The sequence below is a fragment of the Gryllotalpicola reticulitermitis genome, from assembly GCF_042651345.1.
Classification (GTDB): Bacteria; Actinomycetota; Actinomycetes; order Actinomycetales; family Microbacteriaceae; genus Gryllotalpicola; species Gryllotalpicola reticulitermitis.
The window spans coordinates 1-25331 of the sequence record NZ_JBHSCN010000019.1; the positions used below are offsets into that span (position 1 = coordinate 1).

General features: G+C 67.9%; 30 protein-coding genes. 7 read left to right on the forward strand and 23 right to left on the reverse strand.

From position 1 onward, the window contains the following. The first annotated feature begins 186 nt into the window (after positions 1-186). A complete protein-coding gene (locus ACFOYW_RS16905; RefSeq protein ID WP_390231690.1) occupies positions 187-741 on the forward strand; it encodes a GNAT family N-acetyltransferase in 555 nt (184 codons plus the stop codon). A 75-nt stretch (positions 742-816) separates the two neighbouring features. Beyond that, positions 817-1533 (forward strand): HAD family hydrolase, encoded by a 717-nt coding sequence (locus tag ACFOYW_RS16910; RefSeq protein WP_390231692.1) that lies wholly within the window; start codon positions 817-819, stop codon positions 1531-1533. Between the two features lie 19 nt (positions 1534-1552). On the opposite strand, the gene ACFOYW_RS16915 is transcribed toward ACFOYW_RS16910, so the two are convergent. Continuing rightward, entirely contained in the window at positions 1553-2098 is a 546-nt protein-coding gene (locus ACFOYW_RS16915) for an AAA family ATPase (RefSeq protein WP_390231695.1), read from the reverse strand. Positions 2099-2646: 548 nt separating this feature from the next. Here ACFOYW_RS16915 and ACFOYW_RS16920 point away from each other — a divergent pair. From ACFOYW_RS16920 to ACFOYW_RS16935, 4 genes are all read left to right on the forward strand, one after another. Beyond that, a complete protein-coding gene (locus ACFOYW_RS16920; protein ID WP_390231698.1) occupies positions 2647-4491 on the forward strand; it encodes an ATP-binding cassette domain-containing protein in 1845 nt (614 codons plus the stop codon). Between the two features lie 19 nt (positions 4492-4510). After that, entirely contained in the window at positions 4511-6310 is a 1800-nt protein-coding gene (locus ACFOYW_RS16925) for an ATP-binding cassette domain-containing protein (protein WP_390231701.1), read from the forward strand. A 121-nt stretch (positions 6311-6431) separates the two neighbouring features. Then, on the forward strand, positions 6432-6899 hold the full coding sequence (locus ACFOYW_RS16930; RefSeq protein ID WP_390231704.1) for an arsenate-mycothiol transferase ArsC: 468 nt from the start codon (positions 6432-6434) through the stop codon (positions 6897-6899). A 92-nt stretch (positions 6900-6991) separates the two neighbouring features. Continuing rightward, positions 6992-7696: an HAD family hydrolase gene (locus ACFOYW_RS16935; RefSeq protein WP_390231707.1), complete on the forward strand. Its 705-nt coding sequence runs from the start codon at positions 6992-6994 to the stop codon at positions 7694-7696. A 27-nt stretch (positions 7697-7723) separates the two neighbouring features. Here ACFOYW_RS16935 and ACFOYW_RS16940 read toward each other — a convergent pair whose 3' ends face one another. From ACFOYW_RS16940 to ACFOYW_RS16990, 11 genes are all read right to left on the reverse strand, one after another. Beyond that, positions 7724-8209, reverse strand: coding sequence for a recombinase family protein (locus ACFOYW_RS16940; protein ID WP_390231709.1), 486 nt, complete (start codon positions 8207-8209; stop codon positions 7724-7726). Positions 8210-8692: 483 nt separating this feature from the next. After that, on the reverse strand, positions 8693-9082 hold the full coding sequence (locus ACFOYW_RS16945) for a PH domain-containing protein (RefSeq protein WP_390231712.1): 390 nt from the start codon (positions 9080-9082) through the stop codon (positions 8693-8695). A gap of 37 nt (positions 9083-9119) precedes the next feature. Then, positions 9120-9521 carry a hypothetical protein gene (locus ACFOYW_RS16950; protein WP_390231715.1) on the reverse strand — a complete coding sequence of 134 codons (402 nt, stop codon included), beginning with the start codon at positions 9519-9521 and terminating at the stop codon, positions 9120-9122. A gap of 110 nt (positions 9522-9631) precedes the next feature. Further along, complete coding sequence (locus ACFOYW_RS16955; RefSeq protein ID WP_390231718.1) at positions 9632-10162, reverse strand: hypothetical protein; 531 nt, start codon at positions 10160-10162, stop codon at positions 9632-9634. A gap of 220 nt (positions 10163-10382) precedes the next feature. Continuing rightward, the gene (locus ACFOYW_RS16960) at positions 10383-11387 is read right to left on the reverse strand and encodes a C40 family peptidase (RefSeq protein ID WP_390231721.1); all 1005 of its coding nucleotides are present in this window, start codon (positions 11385-11387) and stop codon (positions 10383-10385) included. A 10-nt stretch (positions 11388-11397) separates the two neighbouring features. Then, positions 11398-12918 carry an ATP/GTP-binding protein gene (locus ACFOYW_RS16965; protein ID WP_390231724.1) on the reverse strand — a complete coding sequence of 507 codons (1521 nt, stop codon included), beginning with the start codon at positions 12916-12918 and terminating at the stop codon, positions 11398-11400. Continuing rightward, positions 12915-14606 (reverse strand): hypothetical protein, encoded by a 1692-nt coding sequence (locus ACFOYW_RS16970; RefSeq protein WP_390231727.1) that lies wholly within the window; start codon positions 14604-14606, stop codon positions 12915-12917. The genes ACFOYW_RS16965 and ACFOYW_RS16970 overlap by 4 nt, the downstream gene beginning before the upstream one ends. Positions 14607-14610: 4 nt before the next feature. After that, positions 14611-16062 (reverse strand): hypothetical protein, encoded by a 1452-nt coding sequence (locus ACFOYW_RS16975; protein WP_390231730.1) that lies wholly within the window; start codon positions 16060-16062, stop codon positions 14611-14613. 2 nt (positions 16063-16064) lie between these two features. Further along, positions 16065-16769 carry a hypothetical protein gene (locus tag ACFOYW_RS16980; protein WP_390231733.1) on the reverse strand — a complete coding sequence of 235 codons (705 nt, stop codon included), beginning with the start codon at positions 16767-16769 and terminating at the stop codon, positions 16065-16067. Between the two features lie 16 nt (positions 16770-16785). Then, on the reverse strand, positions 16786-17109 hold the full coding sequence (locus ACFOYW_RS16985; protein WP_390231735.1) for a hypothetical protein: 324 nt from the start codon (positions 17107-17109) through the stop codon (positions 16786-16788). Positions 17110-17113: 4 nt separating this feature from the next. Beyond that, the gene (locus ACFOYW_RS16990; protein WP_390231738.1) at positions 17114-18448 is read right to left on the reverse strand and encodes a MinD/ParA family ATP-binding protein; all 1335 of its coding nucleotides are present in this window, start codon (positions 18446-18448) and stop codon (positions 17114-17116) included. 275 nt (positions 18449-18723) lie between these two features. Here ACFOYW_RS16990 and ACFOYW_RS16995 point away from each other — a divergent pair, with 275 nt between their 5' ends. After that, positions 18724-19038: an ArsR family transcriptional regulator gene (locus ACFOYW_RS16995; RefSeq protein WP_390231741.1), complete on the forward strand. Its 315-nt coding sequence runs from the start codon at positions 18724-18726 to the stop codon at positions 19036-19038. 174 nt (positions 19039-19212) lie between these two features. On the opposite strand, the gene ACFOYW_RS17000 is transcribed toward ACFOYW_RS16995, so the two are convergent. The 11 genes from ACFOYW_RS17000 to ACFOYW_RS17050 form a co-directional block, all read right to left on the reverse strand. Continuing rightward, the gene (locus ACFOYW_RS17000; protein ID WP_390231744.1) at positions 19213-20298 is read right to left on the reverse strand and encodes a phospholipase D-like domain-containing protein; all 1086 of its coding nucleotides are present in this window, start codon (positions 20296-20298) and stop codon (positions 19213-19215) included. Between the two features lie 55 nt (positions 20299-20353). After that, on the reverse strand, positions 20354-20686 hold the full coding sequence (locus tag ACFOYW_RS17005) for a hypothetical protein (protein WP_390231747.1): 333 nt from the start codon (positions 20684-20686) through the stop codon (positions 20354-20356). Between the two features lie 6 nt (positions 20687-20692). Next, a complete protein-coding gene (locus ACFOYW_RS17010) occupies positions 20693-20968 on the reverse strand; it encodes a hypothetical protein (RefSeq protein ID WP_390231750.1) in 276 nt (91 codons plus the stop codon). 1 nt (position 20969) lies between these two features. Then, positions 20970-21641 (reverse strand): ParA family protein, encoded by a 672-nt coding sequence (locus ACFOYW_RS17015; RefSeq protein WP_390231753.1) that lies wholly within the window; start codon positions 21639-21641, stop codon positions 20970-20972. 103 nt (positions 21642-21744) lie between these two features. Next, complete coding sequence (locus tag ACFOYW_RS17020) at positions 21745-22179, reverse strand: hypothetical protein (protein WP_390231756.1); 435 nt, start codon at positions 22177-22179, stop codon at positions 21745-21747. Beyond that, positions 22172-22489: a hypothetical protein gene (locus ACFOYW_RS17025; RefSeq protein ID WP_390231758.1), complete on the reverse strand. Its 318-nt coding sequence runs from the start codon at positions 22487-22489 to the stop codon at positions 22172-22174. Before ACFOYW_RS17025 ends, ACFOYW_RS17020 begins: the two co-directional genes overlap by 8 nt. A 56-nt stretch (positions 22490-22545) precedes the next feature. Beyond that, the gene (locus ACFOYW_RS17030) at positions 22546-22917 is read right to left on the reverse strand and encodes a hypothetical protein (protein WP_390231761.1); all 372 of its coding nucleotides are present in this window, start codon (positions 22915-22917) and stop codon (positions 22546-22548) included. Next, on the reverse strand, positions 22914-23219 hold the full coding sequence (locus ACFOYW_RS17035) for a hypothetical protein (protein ID WP_390231763.1): 306 nt from the start codon (positions 23217-23219) through the stop codon (positions 22914-22916). Before ACFOYW_RS17035 ends, ACFOYW_RS17030 begins: the two co-directional genes overlap by 4 nt. Before the next feature lie 505 nt (positions 23220-23724). After that, on the reverse strand, positions 23725-23961 hold the full coding sequence (locus ACFOYW_RS17040; protein WP_390231766.1) for a hypothetical protein: 237 nt from the start codon (positions 23959-23961) through the stop codon (positions 23725-23727). Between the two features lie 39 nt (positions 23962-24000). Then, a complete protein-coding gene (locus ACFOYW_RS17045; RefSeq protein WP_390231769.1) occupies positions 24001-24156 on the reverse strand; it encodes a hypothetical protein in 156 nt (51 codons plus the stop codon). Positions 24157-24202: 46 nt separating this feature from the next. Further along, positions 24203-24922 carry a hypothetical protein gene (locus ACFOYW_RS17050; RefSeq protein ID WP_390231772.1) on the reverse strand — a complete coding sequence of 240 codons (720 nt, stop codon included), beginning with the start codon at positions 24920-24922 and terminating at the stop codon, positions 24203-24205. Between the last annotated feature and the right edge of the window lie 409 nt (positions 24923-25331).

The window sequence follows — 25331 nt, forward strand, 5'->3', positions numbered from 1 at the left end:
AGTCGAGAAGAACCGCATCGGTGCGTAACGCTGGGCTTTGCGCATTTTGGCAGACGTGCTCGGCCGAGTCTTCCACGGCACTACTCATAGCAGAACGACCCGAGTCGGCCCGGTGACCGATCCGTTAGCGTGCCGCGGATGCAGGCCGCCCGCAGAGGGCGACGGGTGCCGGCTACAGTGCTAGCCATGCCCGAGTTCCTCGTCCGCCCCTTGCGCGCTGAGGAGTGGGAGCGTGCGAAAGACTTCCGCCTGGAAGCGCTACGTGATGAGATCGCCCCAGTCGCCTTCATCACGACCTTCGACGAGGCCGTGACGTGGGCTGATGAGGTCTGGCAGAAGCGGGCATGGGCGAGTTCGGAAAGCGCCGACCCGAGCGCACGTCAGCGCGCGCTCGTCGCTGTCGATGACGGAAAGTGGTTGGGTACGCTCACAGTCCTCGTGACCGCGGCGGGTCAGAAGGACTATGCGGGAAGAGTCCTCCCCGCGCGTACAGCGGATGTTGTCGGTGTGTACGTGACACCAGCGGCGCGTGGTAACGGCGTCGTCCAGGCCCTGCTCGAGGCCGCCGCCGACTGGGCCGCCGCGCAGGGCATTTCGCACCTTCAACTCTTCGTGCACGAGCACAATCCGCGTGCTCAGCGGGCGTACGAGAAATCCGGGTTTCTGCTTACAGATGAAGCACATGACTTCGGAAACGGGTCTGACCTCAGAATGGTTCGCGTGCTTTCCACAGCCAAGTGACCGTCACCCACGGAGCACGATGACCGATCGCTTGCGGGCGTGCCGTCTCCTGTTCGAACCGCATAGTCTGACGGCGTGCGCTACGGGAGTAAACGCGTTGTCTTCTGGGACTTCGACGGCACGCTTGCGATGCGGGATGGGCTCTGGTCCGAAACGTTGGCGCAGGCACTTCTGTCGATCGCTCCCGAACTCGGTCTCAGCGCGGGGGACTTTCGCGACCAGCTCTCGGTGGGGTTTCCGTGGCACGCGCCCGACGTCGTTCGGGTGACGCAGTCCGCCGCGGCATGGTGGGCCGCCCAGCACGCGCTGTTCCTTGACGCCTACACGAACGCGGGCGTGCCCCCGGACGATGCGGAACGCGCGATCGCTGCCGTTCCGCGCGAGTACTACCGCCCGACGGCGTGGACGCTCGCCGCGGATGCGGTGTCGGCCCTGAGCGCCACCGCTGCCGCGGGGTACCGGAACGTGATCCTCAGCAACCACGCACCCGAACTGCCGCAACTCGTTGCCGATCTGGGGCTTGCTCGCCTGATCGACAGGACCATCACGAGCGCCGCGGTCGGTGCGGAGAAACCGAACCCGCACATCTTCGAATACGCACTTGAGGACATGGGCGCGGGGGATGACGTGTGGATGATCGGCGACAACCCCGTTGCCGACATCGGCGGAGCCGAGGCAGTCGGCATCCGCGCGATCCACATCAACCCGCAGTGCACCCTGAGCGACGCGGTCAACCAGATTGTCGGGAGCGCGAGCCACTCACACGCCGGCGAAAACGGCGCACCGTGCTGACCGATTCTTCAACGATCAGTTACGCCGCCGGAAGACGCGCCGACTCGTCGTCCAGCAGCGCTCGAATGCGCTCAACGAGCAACGCCACGTTGACGATCGCATCCGTTCGAACTGGCAATGTCGGTTGCCCTGAGCACGGCCGCGCTACTGCCGCCACCGCCTCCCACTCAGCGAGCCGCTCAGCGTCCTTGTGAGCAGGATGACGCTCCCGGGTCAGAAAGCGTTCGCGAGCCACCCCGATCGGCACCTCGCACCAGACCTCGACAGCGCGCCCCGCCCCGGCTCTGCACAGCCCGGCCCGAAGGAACTTCTCATCGCGACCCGTCGCCCAGAAGCTCTCGACGATCACGACGCCATCGACCAGCGCGGCCAGACTCCACATCACGTCGCTCGCGAGCGCCCCAAGCTGGCTGGTCGGCAACGGCTGCGAGACGAGATCAGCAAGCGACTCCTTGATCGCATCCTTACCAATCAGCGGCACCCCGAGCTGCCGGGCCAGGGGCGTGGCCAGCGTGGTCTTCCCCGCGCCAGGCACCCCGTTCAGCAGGACAACGGAATCGCTCACCTCGACACGCTAGCGATCAGCACCCACATCGTCCTCACCGGCGCTGCCTACGTACGATGAGCGATCGGCCTTCGCGCGTGTGGCCCGATAGCTCATTGATCGGGAAAGTCCCGAGGTCCCTGATGCCGTGTTTCTATACTGGGCGCAACGGGCAGAGGAGGCCGCGCGATGCCGTCAGGACACCGACCGACAGCGAAGGTGTACGGCTTCTGGGTGTGGTCCGGACTTTGCTGCGCCGGGGCTGCGACCGCAGCGATCGCGGGCAGGTATACGTTGATCGTGCTGGCCGCTCTCGTGTTTGTGGCCCCGCTTCTGATCCTTGGCCGGATGTGGCGGCAGACGCACCAGCGCATGGGCAGCTTCCGGGACTGGTTGAGGAGCTGAAACCGCCCCACCCCTGGCGTAGAGCGATCTAGCAACCGGGACTTAGCTGCCCGGCGCGGGATCCTTAATCGTCTACTGGCTCGCGCGGGGATCAGGCGGGTATATGAGGTGCCCTAGTCTGGCGAGGCGGCCGCGGGTCGCTGGTGTTCCTCGGTGTGGCGGGAGTGAGCGTGATCCAGTTGGCACGGCGGCGGGTCAGGGCGGCCTGCCAGTTGCTGTTCCTGTTGCGGAACGCGGGGCTTGGTCTTGTCGCGGTCACGCTCCTGGTGCAGCTCATCGCTGGTGTTTCGGTTCCGCTGGTGATCCTCGGAAGCGGAACGGTCGTATCGGCGGCGACGGGCCACACGGGATCGATCGTCGCCGGCGTCGTGTTGTGCGCGGTGGGCCTCGTCGTTCAGCAGCTCACGGCGCCCCTGCAGGTTGTGTTGGCCTCGAGCGTGCAGCTGCGGGTGGATGCCTACGTCTCGCAGCGGTTGATCGATTCGGTCGGGGCAGCGAATAATCTGCGTGCGGTCGAACAGCGGGAGGTCGTGCAGCATGTCGCGGAGGCCAACGGGTTCCTCGATCAGCGTGCACAGACGCCGGGGGGCGCTTCTGCGGGCGCGCTCGCGCTGGTCGCGCGCTACGCCGCGCTCACGGGCACGCTGATCCTGTTGGCGGTGGTGGTATCGGTTCCGGTCGCGCTGTTGGGCCTCGTGATCGCATTGGTGAACCGGCTCGGACAGACATACGCGTTCTCGCTCTGGTCGGCCGCGAACGGGCGGTTCACCAGGCTGCGCCGCCGCCGGCAGTACCTGCGGGACCTGGCGATCGACCCTCTGTCAGCGCGGGACATCAGGATGCTGCGCCTGGGCGGCTGGCTTGAGCGGCGCTACGAGCGAGAAGCAATGCAGGGCCTGCGTGTGGTGTGGCGCACGCGCCGGCGCATTTACGGCCCGCAAGCCGTGTGGTGTGCCCTCGCGACGCTCATCGGCTCCAGCATCCTGCTTGCAGCCTCAATGGCCCAGGTTGGCGGCCAGGCTGGGGTGTCTCCGGGCTCGATCGCGATCGTGCTGCAGGCAGCGCTTGCCTGCGTGCTGTTCGGCAACTTCTTCCCGGAGGCCGACCTACAGATGCAGTACGGGCGCCTTGCATGGGAGGCGATCCTGGCAACCGAGCAGGCACTGCGCACCGGCCCGATCGCAGCAGCAGATGCCGCCGAGCGGGCGGATGGCGCGGGCTTGGCCGATGCTGTGCGCGGACCGGCCGACATCGCCTTCCACGACGTGGTCTACGGGTACACACCCGGCACGGATGTGCTGCAGGGCGTCTCGCTGCGACTGGAAGCGGGCCGGTCGACGGCATTGGTCGGCGTGAACGGGGCGGGAAAGTCGACGCTGGTAAAACTGCTCGCGGGGTTCTACGCACCCGCCAGTGGGAATGTCACGGTCGACGGCGCCGAGCTGACGGCGGCCGAGCGGCTTGCCTGGCAGAGAAGAGTCGCGATCGTCTTTCAGGACTACGCCCGCTACGAGCTGACCCTAAGGCAGAACATCGCCATGCAGGCCTCCGACGCAGGCGACGATGACGACGACGGGATGGTCGAGACGCTGCGGCAGGCCGGGCTCAGCGGCGCCTTCGACACGCTGCCGCTCGGACTCGACACGCCACTTTCGCGACTTCTGCCCGGCGGCACCGACTTCTCCGGCGGACAGTGGCAGCGGCTCGCTTTGACCCGCGCCCTGTTCGCCGTGCGACACGGCGCTCGGGTCCTCGTGCTCGACGAGCCGACCTCCCAGATGGACGCGCGCGGCGAAGCAGAGTTCTACGCGAACTTCCTCGAGCTGACTCGCGGAGTCACCACCCTGATCATCTCGCACCGCTTTTCCTCCGTCCGGCAAGCCGATGCGATCGCCGTCCTGGATGGCGGCGCGATCGTCGAGCTCGGACCTCACGCAGAGCTGGTGGAGCAGGGCGGTCATTACGCGCGGATGTACGCCGCTCAGTCGTCGCGGTACGCGCTGAGCTGAGGAACAAGAAAGACCACCGATGAAGCGAACTCTCAACGTGATCCGCCTGGTCCTCGTCATGTCGTGGACCATCGACAAGAAGCGCCTGATCATCGGAGCGGGACTGCTCCTGCTCGGCAGTGTCGCTCAGCCCGGTGTCGCGATCTTCGTGCGCAATCTCACGAACGCGACGATCTCCCATCAGTCCACGCTGCTGCTGACCGCTCTGGCGGCTGGTCTCGCGCTGTGCATCACCGGGCAACTGCTGCTCGCCCATTTCGGGCACCTCTGGTATTTCGAGTTGGGCGAGCTTGACGAGATCGAGTTGAGTCGTCGGGTGTCACGTGCGCTCCACAACGACCAGCCGTTGGACGAGATCGAGTCGGCAGAGGTCGCCGACAAGATCGAGCTGCTGCGGCAGGACATCGCCGGCGCCCGCGTCACGCTTGAGGCGACGATCAGCCTTGTCGCGGTCGTGATCCAGCTCGTCATCACCTGCATCCTGCTCGTCACCGTCAGCCCCTGGCTGCTCCTGCTCCTCGTCGTCGCGGCAATCCCGGTACTGACGACCAGCGCCTCCGAGAAGCCCGTCCAGGACGCGCGCAAAGAGGCCGCCGCATTCACCCGGCGCATCCGCAACCTGCGCGACGCCTCCACGAACGCCGACCGTGTCAAAGAAATCCGCCTGGGTGACGGCGCGGCACGGGTCCGTACCCTGCACGGTGAGGCGCAGCAGAAGCTGGCCGCGACGATGGCCGCCGGCTACCGCCGCTACTATGGCCTGCGCCTGCTCGGCCAACTGCCCTTCGCGCTCGCTCTGCTCGCGGCAATCGCTTACACCGCCTGGCTCACCTTTCACGGCCACAGCAACGCCGGCCAGCTGGTCATGGTGCTGGCGCTCACCACGCAAGTCGGTGGCCAGGTCGCCAACGCGCTGCAGCAGCTCAACAACGTCGGCCTGTCCGCGACCGGCCTGGAGCGCATCGAACAACTGCGCGTCGGCGGCACGAGACGGCCCGCCCAAGCGGTTCCCGCCATGATGAGCACCCGCCTCGCCACCGGGTTGCGCCTCGAGGGGATCGGCTACCAGTACCCCGGCAACAAAACGCCGAGCCTCCTCGACATCACCTTCGACATTCCCGCCAGCACCTCGGTCGCCGTCGTGGGCGAGAACGGGGCAGGCAAGAGCACCCTGATCAAGCTGATCCAAGGCCTCTATAGCCCCACCAGCGGCCACATCGAACTCGACGGACGCCGACTGGAGTCCTACGCCACGGGCGACTGGCACAAAGCAACCGCCGCCCTGTTCCAGGACTTCGTGCACTTCGCGTTCCGAGCCCGCGAATCCATCGGCGTCGGCGACATCGACCGCATCGACGACCCGATCGCGATCGAGGCCGCGATCGAACGAGCCAAAGCACGCTCGGTCACCGACCGCATCGGCAGCCTCGAAACCTACCTCGGCCGCAACTACCGCGACGGCGAAGAGCTCTCCGGAGGACAGTGGCAAACCATCGGCCTGGCCCGTGCCCTCATCAAGGACAGCCCACTCGTGCTCACCCTCGACGAACCCGGGCACTCCCTCGATCCCGAATCCGAACTGCGCATGATCGACGCGTACGAGACCGCAGCCCGCGACTTCGCCACCCGCACCGGTGCGATCACCTTTTACGTCACCCACCGCCTCTCCAGCGTGCGCTCAGCCGACCTCGTGCTGGTCCTGCGCGACGGGCGCGTCGACGCGATCGGCACGCATGACGAACTCATCGCCCACGGCGGCTACTACGCCGAGCTGTTCACCATGCAAGCCCGCGCCTACACAGACAACGGAGCCGACTAAAGACGGGCTTGCACGCAGTGTCGAACGGCCGCGAAGCCGTCGCACGCGCGCAAGGCGATCCGCTGACGAAACTGTTCGGGGCTGCCCGACGCGACCACGCGGACCGGATTACGGTGTCTGAGTGACCAGCCTGGAGCCAGTGCGGCAGGTGCTCTGCGTTTGCGTCGGCAACATCAGCCGGAGCCCGATGATGAGCGCGCTGCTCCAGCGCGACTTGGGCGACGGATTCCTCGTTCAGAGCGCGGGCCTGGACAAAGACCTGGCCGGCCGCCCCGCCAACCACCGCTCCATCGACTGCATGCGGGAACGCGGTCTCGACCTGAGCGGGCACGTCAGTCGCTGGATCGGAAGCGTCGACCTTGACGGGATCGGGTGGATCGTCACCGTCGGCCCTGATGAGGCCCGCGAGGTGCGCGCCCACCTCAAGAACCGCCCCATCTCGGTTATCGTCGCCAACGCGGAGCACGGCGGCATTCCGGACCCCTACGAGCTGGGGATGGACGGATACCGGGAGTGCGTGGCGCTGTTGGATGTGGTGCTCCCTCATGTCGCCCAACAGATCAGGACGCGCGAAGGCGACTCGGCATAATTCGATCCTGATTGCGCGGGAACGGTGTCACGCGAGCCGACCAGTCACCGGGCGTCAGGCTCGCCGTGGCTGCGGTGGGTAGGGTTCGGACCATGCACGTCACCGACCATAGCGGCGATCTGCCGCTGATCGTGCTCGACTGCGATGGTGTGCTGGTCGATTCTGAGCGCCTGTTGCAGCGCGTAGACGTTGCAATGCTGACCGAGTTGGGCTGGCCTATCACGACGGACGAGATCTACCGCGAGCATCTGGGCCACACGGTGGCGGACATGGTCGCCAACGTCGAACGGCATCTCGGCACGCGCCTACCTGCCGACTTCCTTGAGCGCCGGAACGACCGCTTCACGGCGCTGTTGGACGCCGAACTCCGGCCGGTTCCCGGCATCATCGCGGCGCTCAACCGGCTCGACCAGATGGGCTACACGACCTGCGTCGCGTCGTCGGGATCGCACGAGAAGATGCGGATGACGCTCGGTCGGGTGGGGATCTTCGACCGGTTCGAAGGCCGGATCTTCAGCGCGCACGACGTGAGCAAAGGCAAGCCTTGGCCTGAGCTGTTTCTCCACGCCAGCCAGCGCATGGGCTACCCGCCCGACCGGTGCATCGTGATCGAGGACAGCCCGGCAGGCATCACGGCCGCGTACCGGGCGGGCATGCTCTCGATCGGCTACGCCGCTCAAACCCCGACAGACATGCTCGCCGATGCTGACGCGACGATCGAGGACATGGGTGACCTCGTTGAAACGGTGGCAAGGCTAAGCCGGTCACGACGAATAGGTAACCACTCCGCGCGCTGAGCGATCCGTCAGCGTGCGCTCTGAGAGTCAGTCGGCGCGGAGCACGGTGTGGGGTTGCGCCTTCCACGTCGTGATGACGGGCCGGCCGCCGATGCGGCCTTGGCTGCGCGCGTATGCGAGGCCGCGCCGGGTGTTCTCGCGTATGGTGTCGACGCGCAGCTGCGCGATCGCCGCCATGATGCTCACGATGGCCTGGCCCATCGGGGTCGACGTGTCGACGTCGAGGAACGGCTCGGTGAGGCTTGTGAGGCGGATGCCTCGGCGGCCGAGTTCGCGGATCGTCTCGATCGCGATCAGCTCGGTGCCGGCGATGCGGTCCAGCGCCCGGATCATGAGGGTGTCGCCGGGTTCGAGCCGGTCCAGGCAGCGCAGCCAGTCGGGTCGGTCCTGCACTCGGCTGGATTCCCCGTGGTCGACGTACACGCGCACGCATCCGGCCTGGCGCAGCTCGGCCTCCTGGGAGGCAGGGTTCTGTTCGCGTCGTGAGACGCGGGCGTAGCCGATGACCGCCATGTTCGCCTTCCTGGCGGCCGGCGCCGCTCACCAAAAACGGTAGCTGCCCTTTTGGGCCGCGCCGCGGTTTTGGTGGGGGTTAAAGGTGCGCTTCTCTTCGGCGTGTCGCGGACTCGACCGTGATCACCCGAAACCGATCGTTTACGGCGCGCGTATGGGCCGCCGCAGCGCGCACGACCAGCGAGCCAGACGGAGACTCTTTGTCTCACCAACCAGCGTCAGGCCGCAGCGTGGACCAGTACCAGCACGAAACCGGCGACGAGCGCGAGCAGGGCCGCAGGCACTGCGACCGCGATGCCCAACCACGCAAATAGCAGCCCCACCCGCGCTAAACCGTGCCACAGTCTCACAGCTCGATACTGGCGCGGCCGCCGAGCAAACTCATCCTCGATCCGATATCGATCCTCTAACAGGTGCGCTTACCGATGGAGCCGATCACGGAGTTCTCGTCCTCGTCGCCGTCATCATCGGCGTACGCGCCCTCTAAAACGCGGAGCATCGCCGACGCGGTCCGTGCTCTCCCGACCGCGCGGCCGCCGAGTCGATCGCCTGTGCGAGCTGCTCGGCGTCAGGGCCGGAGAGGACGTAGAACGTCTGGGGCTCGCCGGCCACGGTCAGCTGCACGCTCCACTCCAGCAGCTTGCGGCGGCGGTCGACCGAGGTGACCTGCTGAAGCGGTACCTCGTATGCATCGTGGATCGGCCACTGGTGGCCCTCGAACAGGACGCGCTGCTCGGTCACCACCACCCAGCCGCGGCAGTCGGTGGTCGTACGGAACTCGGGGGTCTGCTGGCGCACACACCGCACGCGACACACGATGCGCTCACCCTCGCGCGCGCAGCTCCTGCCATGTCCACACCCGCAACCTCTCACAAGCAACCCGTGCTGGGGGCATATCGGACATCCGCGGTCATCGGCTCTGCTGACCGCCGATCACCGCGGTGACGTGCGCGGGGTCGAGCTTCTCCAGCCGCGCCCACGCGGCGAAGAACGTAGGGCCACGAAGATCCGGGCTGCGACGCACGTGCAAGCCTGCAATGCGCAGCTCGGTGCGCACCGCCCTCCAGACCTTAGTCCACGCGACTGCACAGACAATCAGCAGCGCATAACAGGCAGCCCAGACAGTGGCCAACGCAAAAAAGACCGGTCCGACAAACCACGCAGGCCGCGACAAAATGCAAATCAGCCCGACCGCCATGGCTGCCACGAGGATCACGACAGCCCAGCGCATCCGATCGAACGCGCGCCCGGACAGTTCAGCGTACTTTTCCCCAATAAGCGGGGTCATCGACTTCACATAGCGTCGCGACATCGATCAACGCCTCTCTACTTACCTCGCAGGGTCTGAACGGCGTCTTCGGGTTCAGAGTCACCGCCTTGCCCTCGAACTCTTCCAGCTCTTGGCACAGGGACGCATCCACATCACCCCGTAGCAGTCCGACCGCCTCGTGGAGCATCGAAGAACTGTGCTCTCGCCTGCTTGGGGAACAGGTCAGAAGGCAACGCCGTCGGTCCAAGCCCGGGGCGTATAAGCACCGCAAAACCCAGCGCTTCTCGGATACGCGTGCAGTCGGCGAAGTGGAGCGTCACTGATCCGGTCGAGTTGCGAACGGTGATGCCGTCGACGGTGATCCGGCTCCGGCGCACCTCTCCGACATGAATCGCAGGCGCCGCGCGGCTCGCGGTGAAGACTAGCCGCGCCGGGAGCACAACGAGGACGAATAGCGAAAACGCGACCCCGACCAAACCTGCGATACGGATCACCACGGGGCCCGATAGCACGGCCGCGAGGATGCCAGCGATCCCGGCTGCACCCGACATGAGTATCAGAGGTACCGCCCCGGGGAGTTCAGGAACGCTGACGAGCAGAACGGCAAGATTCAGTCGCCAGCTGTAGTCCTTACGCAACGTCGTCTCGAACTCAGCCGCAGCGGTGTCGCTCACTTCACTCATGCGCTCGGCGACTCCCGACTGAAGCCACGATCGCTTCCTGATGCTTCCAACCGCTAGACGGCATGAGTATTTCACTCCACAAACGGTGCAACATCCTCAGGTCCGTCCCCCTCCTCTGCGTCCTGGAGGTCCTCCTGCTCTTCCCGCAGTGTTGCGTCGACGTCGTTCCACCTGGTGCCGGCGGTGTAAATGGTGCTCTCTGTTATTGCTGGTGATCCTTTCAGCTCGTAGGGATTCCGGTGGGTCGGCCGACGACGGGGGCGAGGGTCTCGCCGTTGTCGGAGGTCCACACCGATTGCTCTTTGACGCCTTCGCCGGGGGCGGCGGCGGAGAGCATCTTGCCGCCTCCGAGGTAGAAGCCGACGTGCGCCCATGCGCCGTCTGCTTCGTGCCAGAACAGGAGATCGCCGGGTTCGGCGTCCACGATCGGCAGCAGCCGGTGTTCGGCCTGCATGGTGGCGTACTGGTCGGCCACGGAGTGGGTGCCGATGTTGATGCCGGCGTGCTGGTAGGCGACCATTGTGAGCCCCGAGCAGTCCCAGACGTTCGGGCCGGCGCCGCCGATCACGTAGGCGTCTCCGAGTTGCGCTTCTGCGAAGGCGAGTGCTGTGTTGACGGCTTCCTTGTCGGGGGCGAAGCCGGCGCCGCCGGACCAGACGACGTTCGTTGCGGTGGTTCCGCCGGTGCAGGTCTGCCCGGTGGCCAGGGCGGAGACGACGGCCTCGGCCGGCGTGAAGTACGGCGTGTAGTAGTTGGGGTCTGCGTTGATCTGCACGGCGTGCGCCGCCTCGGTCGGGGTCATGTTCTGCCAGCCGGGCACGGCCAGCAGGTGCGTGAAGAACAGGGTAGCCGAGCTGGTGGCGTTCATCCGCTGCGCGAGGGTTCCCCAGCTGGCGCGCTGCTGGAACAGGCCGCGGCTGTCGGGGCCGGCCTTGTCGCCGTAGTCGAGGGCGCGCAGCTGGGATTCTCCCATCGCGGTCATGACGCCGATGACGACGCCGTAGGTCGGCACTTTGAGCGCGTCGCCGGCGTTGATGATCGCCGCAGCGTTGGTCAGCTGGTCGCCGGAGTACCCGTCGACGGCGACGTGGGTACTCGCGTCCTGGGTGCTCGTCGAGGTGCACTGGGCGGCCTGGGACGGGTCGCCGGCGCCGAAGACGACCGTGCCGACGACGAGCAGCAGCATGATGAACGCTGCGCCCGCGCCGATGAGTACCCGCTTCACCCTGGCCTCCCTAGCGGGCCACCTGGGCGATCGCGCCGTCCGTGTTGGTCACGGCCGCCTCCCACCGGGAGCGGATGTGCTGCACGTGCACCTCGGGGTTCGAGCCGTACTTGAACAGGTGGTGGCCGGGCTGGAGGTTCATCACGATTTCCTCGCTGGCCGGGTCGAGGTTGAAGGTGCGCACCGCCCAGGCGGCATCCTCGGGGCGGTCCTGCCGGAAGATGTGCACCGTCTGCGCCTCCTGCACGACGGTGTATCCGGGCGAGTCAGCCGGAATGTCGGTGCCCTTGTGCATCAGGAACACGGTGGAGATGCCGAGGGCGCGGGACAGCTTCTCGCCGGCCTTCACCACGCGGGCCGCCGGCCCGTCGACCAGGTGCCAGCCTTCCTCGTACAGCACGTTGGTGAAGTAGCCGCGGTCGCTGCGCAACCGGCCCATGAGCCACATGTTGCCGATCGACATGACGGCCGGCACCGCCGGCCCCGTGTCGGGCAGCCCGGAGAGGTCGAACACGGTGAGCTTGTGGCCCAGGTCGACATCCTTGCTCGTTTCCCCGTCGAGCAGGCCGGAGTACTCCTGAAGCAGGCCCTCCAGCGCGAACCGCACGGAGAGGCCGGCCTGGTGCAGGCGCTCCTTGGATTCGGGGCTGAGGTCGTCGTCGTTCGGCACCTCTCCGAGATACGGCAGCAGGTCCGCGGGCGTCGCGACGCGGCCGCCCTGGAACCGCTGGAGGGTCGTGACGACCGCGTGGCGGATCGCCTTTGCCTCCCACTCGGTGGCGGGGGTGTCGTTGCGGGCGATCTGCGCCACGGTCGACAGCAGCAGTGTCTGCCCCTGGAGGCCCTGGGCGCGGATGATGTTCGGGTCCAGCATGTTCAGCCGCGTGCCGGTGCCGTCGCCGGTGAACATGAGCGGCGTCGAGCCGAGCTGGTGGGCGAGGTCCGTGTACTCGCCGTGGTCTTCGTCGGCCTTCTTGTCGTAGACCACCGCGCGGCGGTGATACAGGGTCAGCGGCCGCAGCACGTAGTTCGTCTTCGCGAGCGACGACTTGCCCGATCCGACCGTGCCGAAGATCAGCACGTTCGGGCTGGTGATCTGCCGCGGCTGCATGTTGTACGCCGTAGCGGGGTCATGCGAGATGAGAGTCCGCGACAGGTTGTCGCGGCCCTGCACGACGCCCTCGGTTCCGGTCGGGGCGGCGACGATCGCAGTGTTCAGCACCTCGACCTGCCGTGTCGTCGACGGCGCGCCGGTGGCGGCCGGCGCGTACCAGCCGCGACGGGCGTGGCGGGCGCTCGCGCGCAGCTGCGTGCCCGGCAGGGTCCACGGCGGCACGTCGACCGGGCGGCCGCTCTGGGTCGTCTCCCGCTGCTCCTGAGCTGCCGGGATCGGCAGGCTGTCGGGCGAGACGAAGGCCTTCAGCACGGGGATCTTCGCCAGCAGCGGCGTCTTTGACACCTTGGTGTCAAGCGGCCTGTCGCCGCTGCGCTTACTGTGTTCGCCGCGGCGGGTGCGGGGTTCGCTGGTCACGAGATTGCCTCCTTCTCGCTGCGCCCGGCCAGGCGCGTCATGACGCGGCTGGAGAACTCGGGTGCGCTGGGCTTCAGCCCTCGGCCGATCGGCCAGGTGGTGCCGCTGGCGGCGGCCTGGTAGCTGTCCTGCCACTCCAGCCGGTTGATCCCCAGCCCGGTATCGCAGACGTCTTGCAGCTGCCGGCAGGCCTGGGCCAGCTCGGCGCGGGTCGGTGCGGTGATGGTGACGTAGCCGATCCACTCGACGCCGTGGTGGTGGCTTCCGGGGCGCAGATCGCGGGCACGGCGCTGCGCGCCGGTCAGGTTCTCTTCCGTCTCGTCGCTGCCCAGCCGGCCGGCCTTCTTGGCCGATATCAGCTCCGACTGGTCGCGCACGACGTCGCGCTGCGTGGCCGACTTCGCGTCGGCCGCGGGCACCAGGTGCTCGTGGAAGGCCACGCTGCGGATGAAGTCGAGCTCCTTGCCGATGAGCAGGTCCAGCGCCCACAGCGGGCTGCGGCCGGACACGCTCATGTTCTCGGCGCGGATCGCCGCGGTGCGGTGCCACCACTCCACGGCCGGCGCCGACGTCGGCTGGTCGTCCGGCCCGAGCACGGTCGGGTCGTAGCCGGTGACGACGTGCGCGGAGAACTCGTCGTGGCTCGGGATGCCGAACCGGGTGGGGTCGACGCGGCGCACCGCGTCGATCGGCATCGACGGGTTCTGCTGGTGCAGGATGAGCGCCGCGGTCTGCCGGGCGGTGAGGACGGTGACCTTCCCCATGCGGGCTTCTTGCAGGCCGCGGATCGTCTGCACGATCTGCTGGTCCATCAGCTCCCGCCAGCCGTCGCGGCCGGGGGCGAACTTCTCGGCCGCGTCGAAGAACTGCTGGGTCAGCGGCCAGTTGACGACCACGTAGTGGCGCTGCACCATCGCGTCGGAGCTGGTGCGGCGGATCACCTCGTCGTAGGAGGCCTGCTGCTCGTGGAAGATGCGCCGCTGGTCCTCGTCCCAGCCGGGGTCCGGCTGCTCGAGGTTGGTGCGCGCCCAGGCCTGGTGCCGGGCGGTGTCCGGCGGCAGCACACGGGTGAGGGGCTGGACGTCGCGGATGAGCGACGTCGCCCCGCCGCGGGCGGCCAGGAACCGGCCGAACGCGCTGGCTGCGCGGGTGAGGTGCCCGCTGGACTCGATGCCGCGCACCTGCCCGGAGACGTTGAACGCGACCGAGAGGTAGTCGTCCTCGCCGACCGGCGAGTGCCAGGCGATGCCCGGCTGGTTGGAGCCGTACTGGAGCCAGCCCATGCCGTCCGCACCGTCCGGGTTGGCGCGCATCGCGTTGATCTGCTGGTCCAGTTCGAGTGCGTGTCGGCCTTTGGCCTGTGCGCGCTCGGCGTGCAGCTGGTCCCACTTCGCGACGTCGTACGGCTCGAAACGGTCGGTGCCGGCGCGCTTGCGCGCCTTCCAGCGGGCGCGCTTCTCGTGCCGCTCCATCCAGGTGCCGTTGTGGGTGCGGGTCGTCAGCGCCAGCGTGACCATCACGCCGACCAGCGCGAAGCCGACGCCCCACAGGTGGAAGAAGATCGTGCCGACCATGCCGGCCAGCACGAAGAACACGAGCATCCAGGTGCGCGCGCCGGCTCGGCGGCTGCCGAAGAAGGCCCGGTGGCCGCCTTCGCCGCCGATGAACCGTTCGTAGTTCTCAGGCATCTACCTACTGCCCCTCTTGCCAGTTGGCCTCGTGGTCCCGAACCGGTTCCACGGCGGCCTCCCCGAGCTGTTCGGTGGTTCGTTTCGTTTGTTTCCAGGCCTGCTGGGCGGCCAGCGCCGCGGCGCTGAGCCCTGCCGTCTCGGGAGCTGCGGCGACCTCGCCGGCCTCCAGTGCCTCGCCCGCACTGGCGGCACCCGCCCCGCTTCCGAGGCCGCTGGCCTCGGGCATGACCTCTTCGGGGTCGCTGCTGCTGGCCGCGCCGCTGATGCTCGCGGTCTCGGCCGGCTCAGCCGCCGGCGAGCTGCTGCCGCCCGAGCTGGTGCCGCCGCCGGATGATGCCGGGCCGTAGCTGCTGGCCCCCTGGGGGCTGCCGGCGTCCGCCGTCGACGCCGGGGCGTTCCGGTCGGCGTCGGCCGTGCTGGACGGGCCGATGGTGCCGCCGCGTGACGGTATCCCGCCATTGCCGCCGAACGGCATGATCGGGGCGAGCTTCGGGAGGATGAACGGCGACAGGCCCGCGAAGAACACGGCGACGATCGAGACGGCGATCTGCACGGTGGACTGGAGCGAGGGCGCGCCGGTGAACACCTGCACGCTGCCGGCGACCATCCAGTAGACGACGCCGAGCAGGAAGAACAGCAGCGGGTGGGAGGCGAGGATGCTCACCCACATGTACGCCATCTTCGTGCCGAAGCTGCGCCGCTGCGGGTCGACGATCCACAGGAACCCGAGCGGGGCGATGACGCCGGTGAGGTACAGCGTGACGAGCTGCACGATCAGCATCAGCAGCACGAGCAGCAGCCCGACGATCATGAAGAACATCAGGATGCAGCCGACGACCGCGCCGCCGGCGATGCCGGATGCGTCTTTGGCGTCGAGCATCTTCGTGAACGTCGAGGTGATCGAGTTCGCAGAGCCCGCGATACCCCAGTTGGTGATCGCGTCGGTCAGTGCGCCGATGAACTTCACCAGGAACGCGCCGGCAGCCGGCCCGAAGCTGGAGCCGATGAGGAACACCGGGAAGTACAGGCCGATGGACTCGGCCAGTTCGCGGCCGGCCTGCTGGCCGCGTGCGGTGCGCACGATCTGCGGGATGAGCAGCAGCACCGCCAGCAGCACCCCGAACGCGAAGCTGACCGCGTAGGCCTTCAGGAACCACGAGGCGGACAGGTCCGGCAGGGTGGCCTTCGACAAGGCCGGCAGGACGACCTGCGCGAGCCCGTGCGCGGCGTTCTGGAGCAGCTTGAACGTGTTCTCTGACGGGTCGCTCCAGAAGTTCGCGACCCCAGCTGCGGAGTTCACCGCGCCCTGCGCGGCCGACGCTGCGCCGCTGACCGCGCCCCCCACACTGTTAGCCGCGTTGCCAACGGCCTGCCCCGCTGACGTGACACACGAGACGAGTCCGGTGCATCCCCCGCTCGTCGACGTGGCCGCCTGGGCGATCGCTTCGTACATGGTCAGCACCCCGCGATGAAGTGAGTTCCGTCAGCAGCGAGGGCCTGTTGGTCGACCACGTGGCCCTCGACCACCTTCCACGCGCCGTTCTCCCACTTCATGTAGAAGCCGAGCACGCCGACTTTCGTGGGGCTCAGTGCGCCGTCGACGACGTAGCCGGCGGCCAGGTCGACGATCAACTCCCCGTTGCTCGTCGACGTCGCCCGCCACAGGCCGTTCACGGTCGACATGGTGAAATGCGTGCCCGCCGGTAGAACGCTCTTGGTTGGGTTATCGCCCGTGTTCGCATTCGTCGTCGGGGTCCACATCGCCGCTGGCGACGAGCTGGAGCGCAGCGCCGTAGCGACCTGCTTCTGCTGGGCCACGGATGCGTACGGGTACTGGAACCAAAACCGGTAGAACGCGGCGGCGACTTCTACGGCACCGTCTTGGGTGTCGGGGGCGGCCTTCTGGGCCGTCAGAACGCTGGTGGCGTCGTAGTTCGGGCCGCCGAGGCACCCGGTGGGGTCCTCGTCGCTCGCGCCGCTCTCGTCGACGCTGGGCGTGGGGGTGGGTGTGACGGTCACGGTCGGCGGCGCGGCCGCGGCCGGGTGGCCGGTGCCGCGTGTCGTGGTGAACACGACGACGCCGGCGATGATCACGGCGAGCACGAGTGCGCCGATGACCCAGGGCCACCGGCTGCGGCCGTCTGCCGAGTACATGCGCATGCGTGCTCCCCCTGGGTCAGCTGAAGATCGCGAGGACCGCGCCGACGATGACGGCGATCGCTGCGAGTGCGCCGAGGCAGATCAGCGCCCAGATCGTCATGGACTTGGCTTCCTGGTGCTTGACCGGGTTGCCGCCGGCGGTCGCGGCTGCCGACATGCGCACGAACCCGAGGATCACGCAGACGGCCGAGATGATGATGCCGAGTGCCCAGATCGCGCCGAGCAGCTTCTGCCATAGCTGCGTGAACTGCACCCCGAACACGGAGAAGTCCGGCGTGACGCCGTTGAAGGGGTTCGGGGTCGTGGCCAGGTACGCCGCGGCGGCCTGAATGTGCTCCATAGCTCTAGCTCCTCTTGCTGATGGTGACGGATGCCTGAAGGCTGCGTACGACGCTGGCGGCCGCGGTGATGAACGCCTCGCGGGTGGCCGGCGCGAGCTGGCCGAGCGTGATCTGCACGCGCTCTGCGATGTGCGGGTCGAACGGGATCGTGTGCAGGGAGCGGATGCCCTCGCGGGCCAGCACCTGCTCGACCTCGGCGGCGATGGTCGGGTCTTCGTGTCGGCCGTCGACGAGGCGGATGCCGATCGCGTTCGCGGCCAGCTCCGCGGCGTGGCCGCCGTCTGCGCGCAGCTCTTCCAGCAGCCGCAGCGCCTCCACCGTGGAGTCGCCGGCGTTCATCACGGGGATCACGAGCGCGTCGGCCACCTGGACGGCGGCGCGGAACGCCTCGCTGGTGGGCTGGTTGCCGGAGTCCATCACCCGGATGCCGTAGAACTCGTCCACGAGGCCGGCCACGCCGATCACGGCATCGCCCGTGAGCCGCGGCCGGCGGCCGACGGTCCCGATGACGGCCGCGAACGACGATTGCGGGGCGGTGTAGCCGGCCAGCTGCCCGGCGTTCGTGATCCGGTCGAGGTCGCGCACCAGCTCGCCCAGCCCGACCTGCGGGTTGCCCTCGGCACGGTAGGTCAGGGCGCCGGGGTCGTCGGACACCTCGACGATCGCGACCTGGCCGCCGCGGATCGACGCGATGGTGCCGCCCAGCAACAGTGCGGCCGGGGTCTTGCCCGTGCCGCCCTTGGGGTTGGCGACCAGCACTGAGACGGCCCGGCTCCACGTGGCCTGGCGGATCTGCGTCTCGAAGATGCTGAGCTTCGCCCGATGCTCCAGCTCGGCCGCCTCGGCCGCGCCCGGCTTGACGTTCATGCCGGTGCGCGCGAGGAAGCCGCGGAAGCCCTTGCTGGCCTTCTGTCCGGCCACGGCGGACTGTGCCGGCCGCTGCCCGGTGAACAGCGCCGAGAAGTCCGGGGCCGGCGCCGCCTGCGCAGGCTGATCCTGCGCCTCAGCCGGCGGTTGCTCGGCTAGCGGTTGCTCGACCTGCTGCTGTGGCTGCGCGGCCGGCGGCGCGGCCGGCGCCATGCCCCACGACGTCGGCGGCTGCTGCGGCGCGGGCCGCTCGAACGCGGACCTGACCTGCTCGGCCGCTTGCTGGGCCGCGGGTGCCGCGGTACCGTCGTGCCGCACCGGCTCCGGCACCTCCAGCTGCTCGCTGTCCTGGGGCTGCTGCGCCGAGCGGCGCGTGCGCTGCACGATCATCGTGTCGTCTTCCACGAACTCGTCGGCACGCGACGCGTCGTCGAAAATCCCCCGACTGTTCTCCGTGTTCGGATCTGACATCGCCCGCTCCCCTAGCAAGATATCTTTCCTATTTTCCGCACGATCGTCTACGTGCACAAGTAGGCTACCCCCAGCATGCCCTGAACGGGTGACATTGCAACGAAATACTGCTGATCGCAGGCGATACCGGGTCATGTCCGCATTAAGGGGGACAAGACAACACGTCAATGCCACTTAAGACAGGTTTTATGTCTCGTTCGCTTCTATCCCCCATTTGCGGGGTTGGCGGCATGGCTATCTCCCCGAGCACCTCGTGCTCGCGCCAGAATGGAGCGGTGACGGTGACTGAGCAGAGCGACGTGGTTCCCGAGGCCGTGGGCCGCTTCAAAGACGCGATCAGCGCCGACTCACGCCTGCTCGTGCTGCTGCGCCTGCTGCGGCAGCCGCAGACCTTCCCGCAGCTCGTGGCCGCCCTCGACGTCTCCCCCGCCGGGTGCCGGCAGGCGCTCGACGCCCTGGAGAAGGCCGGCTACATCACGCCGGACGCTCCGGGCTCGGGCCTGCGCAAGCGACCCAATACGGTGTTCTGCGTCGTGCGCGGCGCGATCGCCGCGGACTTAGGCGAGCTGGTGCGCGCCTTCGCGTCCTGAAGTCGGCTCGAGTCGTTGACACCTAGGCGTCAAAGCGGCTGCCGCGAGAACCGTGCCGGTTCTCTTTGCCGACGATGGGCTGCTTCGCGGATGGGCGCGTGAGCGCAGCGGCTTCAGTGAACAAATGATTATTTGAGCAATTGAGCGGATGAACGATGTAGTAGGCCGTGCGGGCTACTGGGCGGTCGGTGCGCCGTTGAACGCGCTCGTGTAGGCGCTTTCGGCTTCGGAGACGACGGCCGGGGCGCTCTGGCTGGTGACGAGCACGGACATCTCGCGGTCGTAGCTGAGGCTCGCGACGCTCGCGTTTTGCGATCCGATCAGCAGCTCGTCGTTGTCGACGATGACCTGCTTCTCGTGCACGTACAGGGCGCTGCTGGAGTCCGGGTAGGCGTGCACGCTGCATCCGGCGGCCTCCAGCTGCCGCATGGCGGCCGCGTACTCGCTTTGCTGGGTCATGAGCACCTGGCAGGCCACGCCGGCCTTCGCGCGGCCTTCCAGTGCCTGGATCACGGCTTCGTCGCTGAGTTCTTCGCTGGAGAACTGCACGCGGGTCTTCGCGGAGGCGATCACGGATGCCAGGGCGCTCTGCGCGCCTGGCGACCACAACAGGCCCGCGGCGTTCTGCGCCTGGCCGAGCTGGCCGGGCATGGCCGCCCAGTCGCTGGCGAAGGTGGCCTCGATCGCGTCTACCTGCGCCTGGTCGCGGTCGATCACCCAGGCGTCGAGGGTGCTCGCGTAGTACTGCTGCTGGAGGTTCGCGGTGCCGATCGCGGAAGCCGCGCCGGCCTGGCCGGCGTCGACGGTGATCGTCTTCTGGTGCACGATCGTCGAGGCCGGCCCCCACTTGACGGCCACTCCCCCGTGCTCCAGCTGGGTGTAGGCGTCCGCGTTGGCGCTCTTGCCGCTGTAGGCCGCGTCGAGGATCACGCGCACCGTCACGCCGCGCTGCGCGGCGGCGGTCAGCTCGTCGACCGTCTGCGTGTCTTGCAGCTCGTACATCGTCATGTCGATGGAGCGCTTCGCGCCGGTGATGAGCTGCCGGATGCCGGCCATGCCGGCGCTCGGCTCCTGCACCAGCTGCCAGCTGCCCGCGGAGGCCGGCGCCGCCTGCGGAGAGGCGGCAGGGCTCGCCTGCGCATCGGTGCCGGCGCTGCCGGCCTGCCCGGTCCGGGCGAAGTACGCACCGGCCGCGGCGAGGATCGCCACCACCACCAGCACCCATGCCCCCGCGCGGCTGCGGCGTCTTCTCCTGCTCACAGTTCCCCCGATGATCAAATGAAGCTATGTGCATATGAGTAATTGAGCGAATGATCTAGTGATGGAATGAGGGTGCGCGGCGCAGGGCGCGCCTGCGGCGGACCCGCCACGCCAGGATGACGGCTGAGGCGGCCAGCGGCGGCACGGCGGCGATCAGCTCGGCCGCGGTCTGGCCGACGTGCGGCTGCACGAGCTGCACGAGCAGCTGCACGAGCAGCGCGGCAGCCCCGGCGACCAGGACGATCGTCACCCCGACGACGCCCACGGCGCGCAGGAACGCGCTCGGGCCGCGCGGGTAGCGGCGGCGCAGCGGCCGCACGATCAGCGCGGCCAGGAGCGCGCATGCCGCCAGCACGAGGATCAGCGCCCACTGCGCTGCCGTGCTCATGGGCGCTTAGCCCACCAGGCTCTCGATGTGGCGCAGCAGCTCGGCGCTGATGGTCGTGCCGTTGTCGTTGGCCCAGTTCTTGAACCGGCGGCGCAGGTCCGCGTCGATTTCGATGCTGATGCGTGGCGGGTGCTTCGCGCCGGCTTGGCTGGCTGGTCGCTTGCTGTCCGCCGGCAGCGGTGCGGGCTCGGCCGGCGCTGCGGCCGCCGCGGTCGCGGCAGCAGCCGGGGTCTCCAGCGGTGCGGCCTTGCCCACCAGGTCTTTCATGCTTGCGCGTGCCATGTCACTTCCCCTTCTCGTTCGCCCACAGGCTCATCAGCTCCAGCGCCAGCGACTTGAAGTCGTCGAGCGCGTTCGTCGCTCCCCGGCTGGCCGGGTAGCTCGTCACGACGTCGCCGGTCAGCAGCGCGTCGGAGTGCACGGTGTACTCGCGCACGGTGCTGTTGAAGCGCGGCAGCTCCATGTCGTCGAGCATCGCGATCGCGTCATCGCGGCGCTTCTGCCCCGCGTCGTCGCGGTGGACCCGCGAGAGCAGCACCCGGTACGGCAGGCCCCGCGGCGCGACCAGCGTGTTGATCGTGTTCAGCAGCGGCCGCACGCTGCCGGGCTGCGGCTCGATCGGCATGACCACGAAGTCGGCGTTGTCGAGCACCGCCGCGAGCCGCGGCACCTCGCTGTCCGCGAGGCTGCCGGGCGTGTCCACCAGGATCAGGTCGTACTGGTCGAGCTGGCGCATCTGCGTGAGCACGTGCGGGTCGTCGACGGCATCGAAGTCGAACGGCAGGGGCTTCTCCCCCGCTTCGGCCGTCTCGGCCCACGCGGTCGCGGTCTGCTGCAAGTGGTCGATATCCAGCACCAGCGTGCGCGAGTGGCCGGCCATGATCGCGGCCAGGTTCATCACGACGTTGGACTTGCCGACGCCGCCTTTCTGGTTCACCACGGGGACGATCCTCATAATTCGATCATACCTTCCTTTGATCAAATGAGCTACTTACCAAATGAACATTTGTAGGTGAAAGAGAAGCCGTTGACACGTAGGCGCCAACGGCTCGAGCCGGTCAGAGAGCGGGCGCAGTAGCGTGGCGGCCCGCAGCATCCCAGCGGCGCGCGCGGTCGATGGTCATCTGCACCGTCTCCCGATCGCCTTCGCTCAGCCGCCTGGCCCATGCCCGGCGGGTGTAGTCGCGGATCCTGTCGAGGTCGATGTGCGCCGTCTCGACGGCGTAACGGGCCTGGAGCGCGCCCAGGACGCGCTGGGCTCCGTCGATATCGGCCTGGGTGGTCTTCTCATGCCGGTCACCCGGCGCGGTGCCGGGAATCCACTCCCCCGGCCGGGCGTCGGCCGCCCAATTCGCTGCGTCTCGCAGCTGCGCGATCTTCGCTACCAGCTCGGTGCGCTTGTCGGCTGCCCGGTGCTGAGCGACGAGTTCGAGGTCGTCGAGGCTGATGCCGGCCGCGATCAGCGCCGCCTCGTGCTGCTCGCGCTCACTCATCGTCTTCGTCCTCGGTGTGGTGTTCGGCCGGGTCGTAGGGCAGCTGCGCCATAGCGCGCAGCGCCTTGTGGATCAGCTTCGGCAGCTCGTTGCGCGCGAAACCGGCCGCCGGGAAGCCGGCGACCTCGGTCGGCTCCAGGTCGACGTCGAGGATGTCGACGTGGTGACCGCCCGGCGTGTTGATGTGGCTGGCGGTGTCCTCGCTGGCGTCGAGCCTGTCGGCGCGCACGGGGAACTGCTGCTCCATGTGCAGGTAGCACACGGAGCGGTAGCGCGCAGTGCCGCCCTCCTGGCTCGCTGCGTCGCTCATGTGCGTGATCCTCTCCCCCGCCGCTGACATTGCGCGAGACGCCCGTACAGGGGTGCTCAGGATGCCTTGTGCAGATACTCCGCCACGGCCTCGCGGATGATTGCGCTGGCCTTGCGGTTCTCGACGCGCTCGCGCGCGGTGAGCGCGGCGTCCAGCTCGCGCCCGAGTCGGAAGCGCCGCACAGGCGACTCGCCCGCGCCGGAATGCCCGTCGAGCGACGGCCGGCCAACGGTGGCGATCGTCTTCTTGACGGCGCTCTCCCCCATCAGCTCCGCGAGCATGGCGCGACTCGCCTCCGCGGCCGCGGAGCCCTCGTAAGCCTCGCCGGCTTCGTCCGGCTCGTAGTCCTCGGCCTCGATGCGCTCGGACCAGGCCGCGAATGCGGCCTCGTCGGCGGCGCTCATCTGGCTCTTCGCCCTGGTGCTCATCGCTTGGTCGTCCTCTCTTTCAGAGTCTTGATCGCTCGGTTGTACGTCTTCTCCCGCAACGGCATGACATGGAAGACCTCGACAGTCTTCGTCACGTACTCGAAGTGCCCCATGACCTCCAGGTTCACGGTGCCGTCCACCGTCCGCCCGATCCACAGATGCGCCCATCCTTTGCCGGGAATGCGCGACCTGTCGAAGTTCGGTACGAAGAGGCGCGGGTTGACGATTGTATTGACGGCGTCCTCGTGGGCGATCCCGTGCTTGTCGGCACTGATTGTCCATTCGTATCCGTCGAAATTCATAATAATATTGTGGCACATAATCGGCAAGATGTCTACTCATTTGATCAAATTATCTAACGATCTTTTGAAGCTCGCGCACTGACACCCAGGTGTCAAGTTCTCGAGGCCGGCCCCGGTTCTCGCATGGGGCGTTGCACTTCGCGTCACTGCCTGCGATGAACCCCGCCGACTCGGAATCGCGCGCGATTCCTTCGGCCCAGGCAACCCTGCCGCGTCGCGCTGCGCCGCGCCCGGAACGGCCGGGCTGCTCACCGGGAACCCCCGGAGGCCGCGCCGCTGCGTACACGCGGGCAAGGGTCCGATCAAGGCGGATGCCTCGATCGGGGCATCGAAGAACGGAGAGTGTGAGCGATGTTTGGGCCAGATGATGACGTGCAGCAGGTCGGCGGCTACCTCGTGCCGGTGGACCCGGCCGAGCTGGTCGACGGCGCCGACAGCTCCTGCTGTCAGTAGCCGGGGGACAGGCGAAGGGGGCGGCGCTGCCGCCCCCTTCGTGCGCGCCTGGTCAGCTCCCGGTGATGAGCTGCTGGCCGCGCTCATAGTGCAGCTCGTCCACCTCGTCGTCGACGGCGTGCCCGTCGAGCCACCGCGCGGCCGCCTCGGGGGCGCCCAGCGCCCGCAGGATGACGGCCAGGGCCTCGACCTCGGAGCAGGTCAGCCGTGGGCCCACGTCGTGCGCGGTCTGAATGTTCCCGAGGATCGCCAGCGCCTCGGCCGTCTCGCTCTGCCACATCTCGCTCATTTTCTCATTCCCTCATTTGATCATTTGTGGGTAAATGAATCACTGGCAGCTGTCGCAGCCCAGCTCGTCCATCGGGTCGGCCGGAGGCTCGGGGTAGCCGCTAACGAGGTCGTGGTGCTCGACCTGGGCGATGACGACGCCCCCGCTGAGGATTGCGCCGGTGGTGTTCTCGTTCATGCCCGTCTCCTTGTTCATGTCTTCATTCTATCATTTGATCAAATGGATGTGCAAGTGATTGAGGCTAGTTTTCCTCGTCGTCCTCCGCGTCGGGGGAGGTGAAGGGGGAGTGGCACAGGCCGCACAGGATGGGGCCGGCTTCGTAGGTGCTCACGCTCACCCGGATCTTGCGGCCGCACTGGCATTCGGCGCTGTAGCCGTTCTTCGGCTTCTTGGGCTTGTCCTCGCCGTCTCCTTCGCCTCCGTCTTCGCCGCCGGTGCCGCCGAGGATCCCGATGAGCCCGGCCAGGCCCTCGGCGCGTCGGTAGGCGATCATCGCGCCCTCCAGCTCGTGCACCTGGTCGGCGTAGCTCTCGGCCGTCTCGGCGGGAACGCTCGTGGTCGACCAGCCCAGGGTCTTGTCGTGGGTGAGGCTCAGCCCGAACTGCTCGCCGATCGCCTTGAATTTCGCGTTGTGGTAGCGGCCCTGGCGGCTGGTGTCCTTGACGCCGCGCGCCTCGGCCGCCGCGTGGGCCGCCTCGTGCAGCAGGGTGCCGAGCACGTCGGCCGCGCCGCGTTGCAGGCCCTCGCCGGAGACGAACAGCTCGTGGATGCTGCGCTGTGCCTCGTCCTCGCCGGTCACCCAGCGATTCGCGGCGAAGTGCCCGAGCACGAGGCCCATCGCCTTGCTGCCCGCGCCGATGGTCACGATGACCTCGGGCACGTCCGGCTGCTGCGCCTGGATCGCCTTCCAGGTGTTCTCGATCGCTTCGACCAGTCCGGCGGTGATGCTTCCCTTGTTCATGTCCTCATTCTATCATTTGATCAAATGATAGTTCAAGGGTTTTGTTACTCGGTAGACCACGAATCGGAGGCGCGGAGCGCCGTTCTCGCCGGGGGCGATTCTCCGGCCCGTGTCACCTGCTCCCATCTGCGGCCGCGGGAGTCCTGCCAGCTGTCCGGCGCTGCGCTCTGGCTTCCTGCCGGGCTGCGCTCCTGGCCACGTGAGCAGCTCGCGCCCTTTCCTGTCGCGGCGATTCCCCCCTGTCGTCATCAGCCAGGGTTTGATCTGGGCCTCTCGACCTCGCGCGTCGCGCGGCCGTCTGTGCCGGTGTGCCAGGCCGGGCGCGCAGCTGGCCGGCAGGGGCCGGCGGGGGAGTGCGGGCCGTCCACCTGGGTGCAGGCCGGCCTGGCGGTAGCTGGGCTGTGCACAG

Excerpts from the sequence above, each read along its gene's own strand:
- ACFOYW_RS16905 (WP_390231690.1), top strand. The coding sequence starts at position 187 with ATGCCCGAGTTCCTCGTCCGCCCCTTGCGCGCTGAGGAGTGGGAGCGT.
- ACFOYW_RS16925 (WP_390231701.1), top strand. The coding sequence starts at position 4,511 with ATGAAGCGAACTCTCAACGTGATCCGCCTGGTCCTCGTCATGTCGTGG.
- ACFOYW_RS16935 (WP_390231707.1), top strand. The coding sequence starts at position 6,992 with ATGCACGTCACCGACCATAGCGGCGATCTGCCGCTGATCGTGCTCGAC.
- ACFOYW_RS16940 (WP_390231709.1), bottom strand. The coding sequence starts at position 8,209 with ATGGCGGTCATCGGCTACGCCCGCGTCTCACGACGCGAACAGAACCCT.
- ACFOYW_RS16950 (WP_390231715.1), bottom strand. The coding sequence starts at position 9,521 with ATGTCGCGACGCTATGTGAAGTCGATGACCCCGCTTATTGGGGAAAAG.
- ACFOYW_RS16955 (WP_390231718.1), bottom strand. The coding sequence starts at position 10,162 with ATGAGTGAAGTGAGCGACACCGCTGCGGCTGAGTTCGAGACGACGTTG.
- ACFOYW_RS16970 (WP_390231727.1), bottom strand. The coding sequence starts at position 14,606 with ATGCCTGAGAACTACGAACGGTTCATCGGCGGCGAAGGCGGCCACCGG.
- ACFOYW_RS16975 (WP_390231730.1), bottom strand. The coding sequence starts at position 16,062 with ATGTACGAAGCGATCGCCCAGGCGGCCACGTCGACGAGCGGGGGATGC.
- ACFOYW_RS16980 (WP_390231733.1), bottom strand. The coding sequence starts at position 16,769 with ATGCGCATGTACTCGGCAGACGGCCGCAGCCGGTGGCCCTGGGTCATC.
- ACFOYW_RS16985 (WP_390231735.1), bottom strand. The coding sequence starts at position 17,109 with ATGGAGCACATTCAGGCCGCCGCGGCGTACCTGGCCACGACCCCGAAC.
- ACFOYW_RS16990 (WP_390231738.1), bottom strand. The coding sequence starts at position 18,448 with ATGTCAGATCCGAACACGGAGAACAGTCGGGGGATTTTCGACGACGCG.
- ACFOYW_RS17005 (WP_390231747.1), bottom strand. The coding sequence starts at position 20,686 with ATGAGCACGGCAGCGCAGTGGGCGCTGATCCTCGTGCTGGCGGCATGC.
- ACFOYW_RS17010 (WP_390231750.1), bottom strand. The coding sequence starts at position 20,968 with ATGGCACGCGCAAGCATGAAAGACCTGGTGGGCAAGGCCGCACCGCTG.
- ACFOYW_RS17015 (WP_390231753.1), bottom strand. The coding sequence starts at position 21,641 with ATGAGGATCGTCCCCGTGGTGAACCAGAAAGGCGGCGTCGGCAAGTCC.
- ACFOYW_RS17020 (WP_390231756.1), bottom strand. The coding sequence starts at position 22,179 with ATGAGTGAGCGCGAGCAGCACGAGGCGGCGCTGATCGCGGCCGGCATC.
- ACFOYW_RS17025 (WP_390231758.1), bottom strand. The coding sequence starts at position 22,489 with ATGAGCGACGCAGCGAGCCAGGAGGGCGGCACTGCGCGCTACCGCTCC.
- ACFOYW_RS17030 (WP_390231761.1), bottom strand. The coding sequence starts at position 22,917 with ATGAGCACCAGGGCGAAGAGCCAGATGAGCGCCGCCGACGAGGCCGCA.
- ACFOYW_RS17035 (WP_390231763.1), bottom strand. The coding sequence starts at position 23,219 with ATGAATTTCGACGGATACGAATGGACAATCAGTGCCGACAAGCACGGG.
- ACFOYW_RS17040 (WP_390231766.1), bottom strand. The coding sequence starts at position 23,961 with ATGAGCGAGATGTGGCAGAGCGAGACGGCCGAGGCGCTGGCGATCCTC.
- ACFOYW_RS17045 (WP_390231769.1), bottom strand. The coding sequence starts at position 24,156 with ATGAACAAGGAGACGGGCATGAACGAGAACACCACCGGCGCAATCCTC.
- ACFOYW_RS17050 (WP_390231772.1), bottom strand. The coding sequence starts at position 24,922 with ATGAACAAGGGAAGCATCACCGCCGGACTGGTCGAAGCGATCGAGAAC.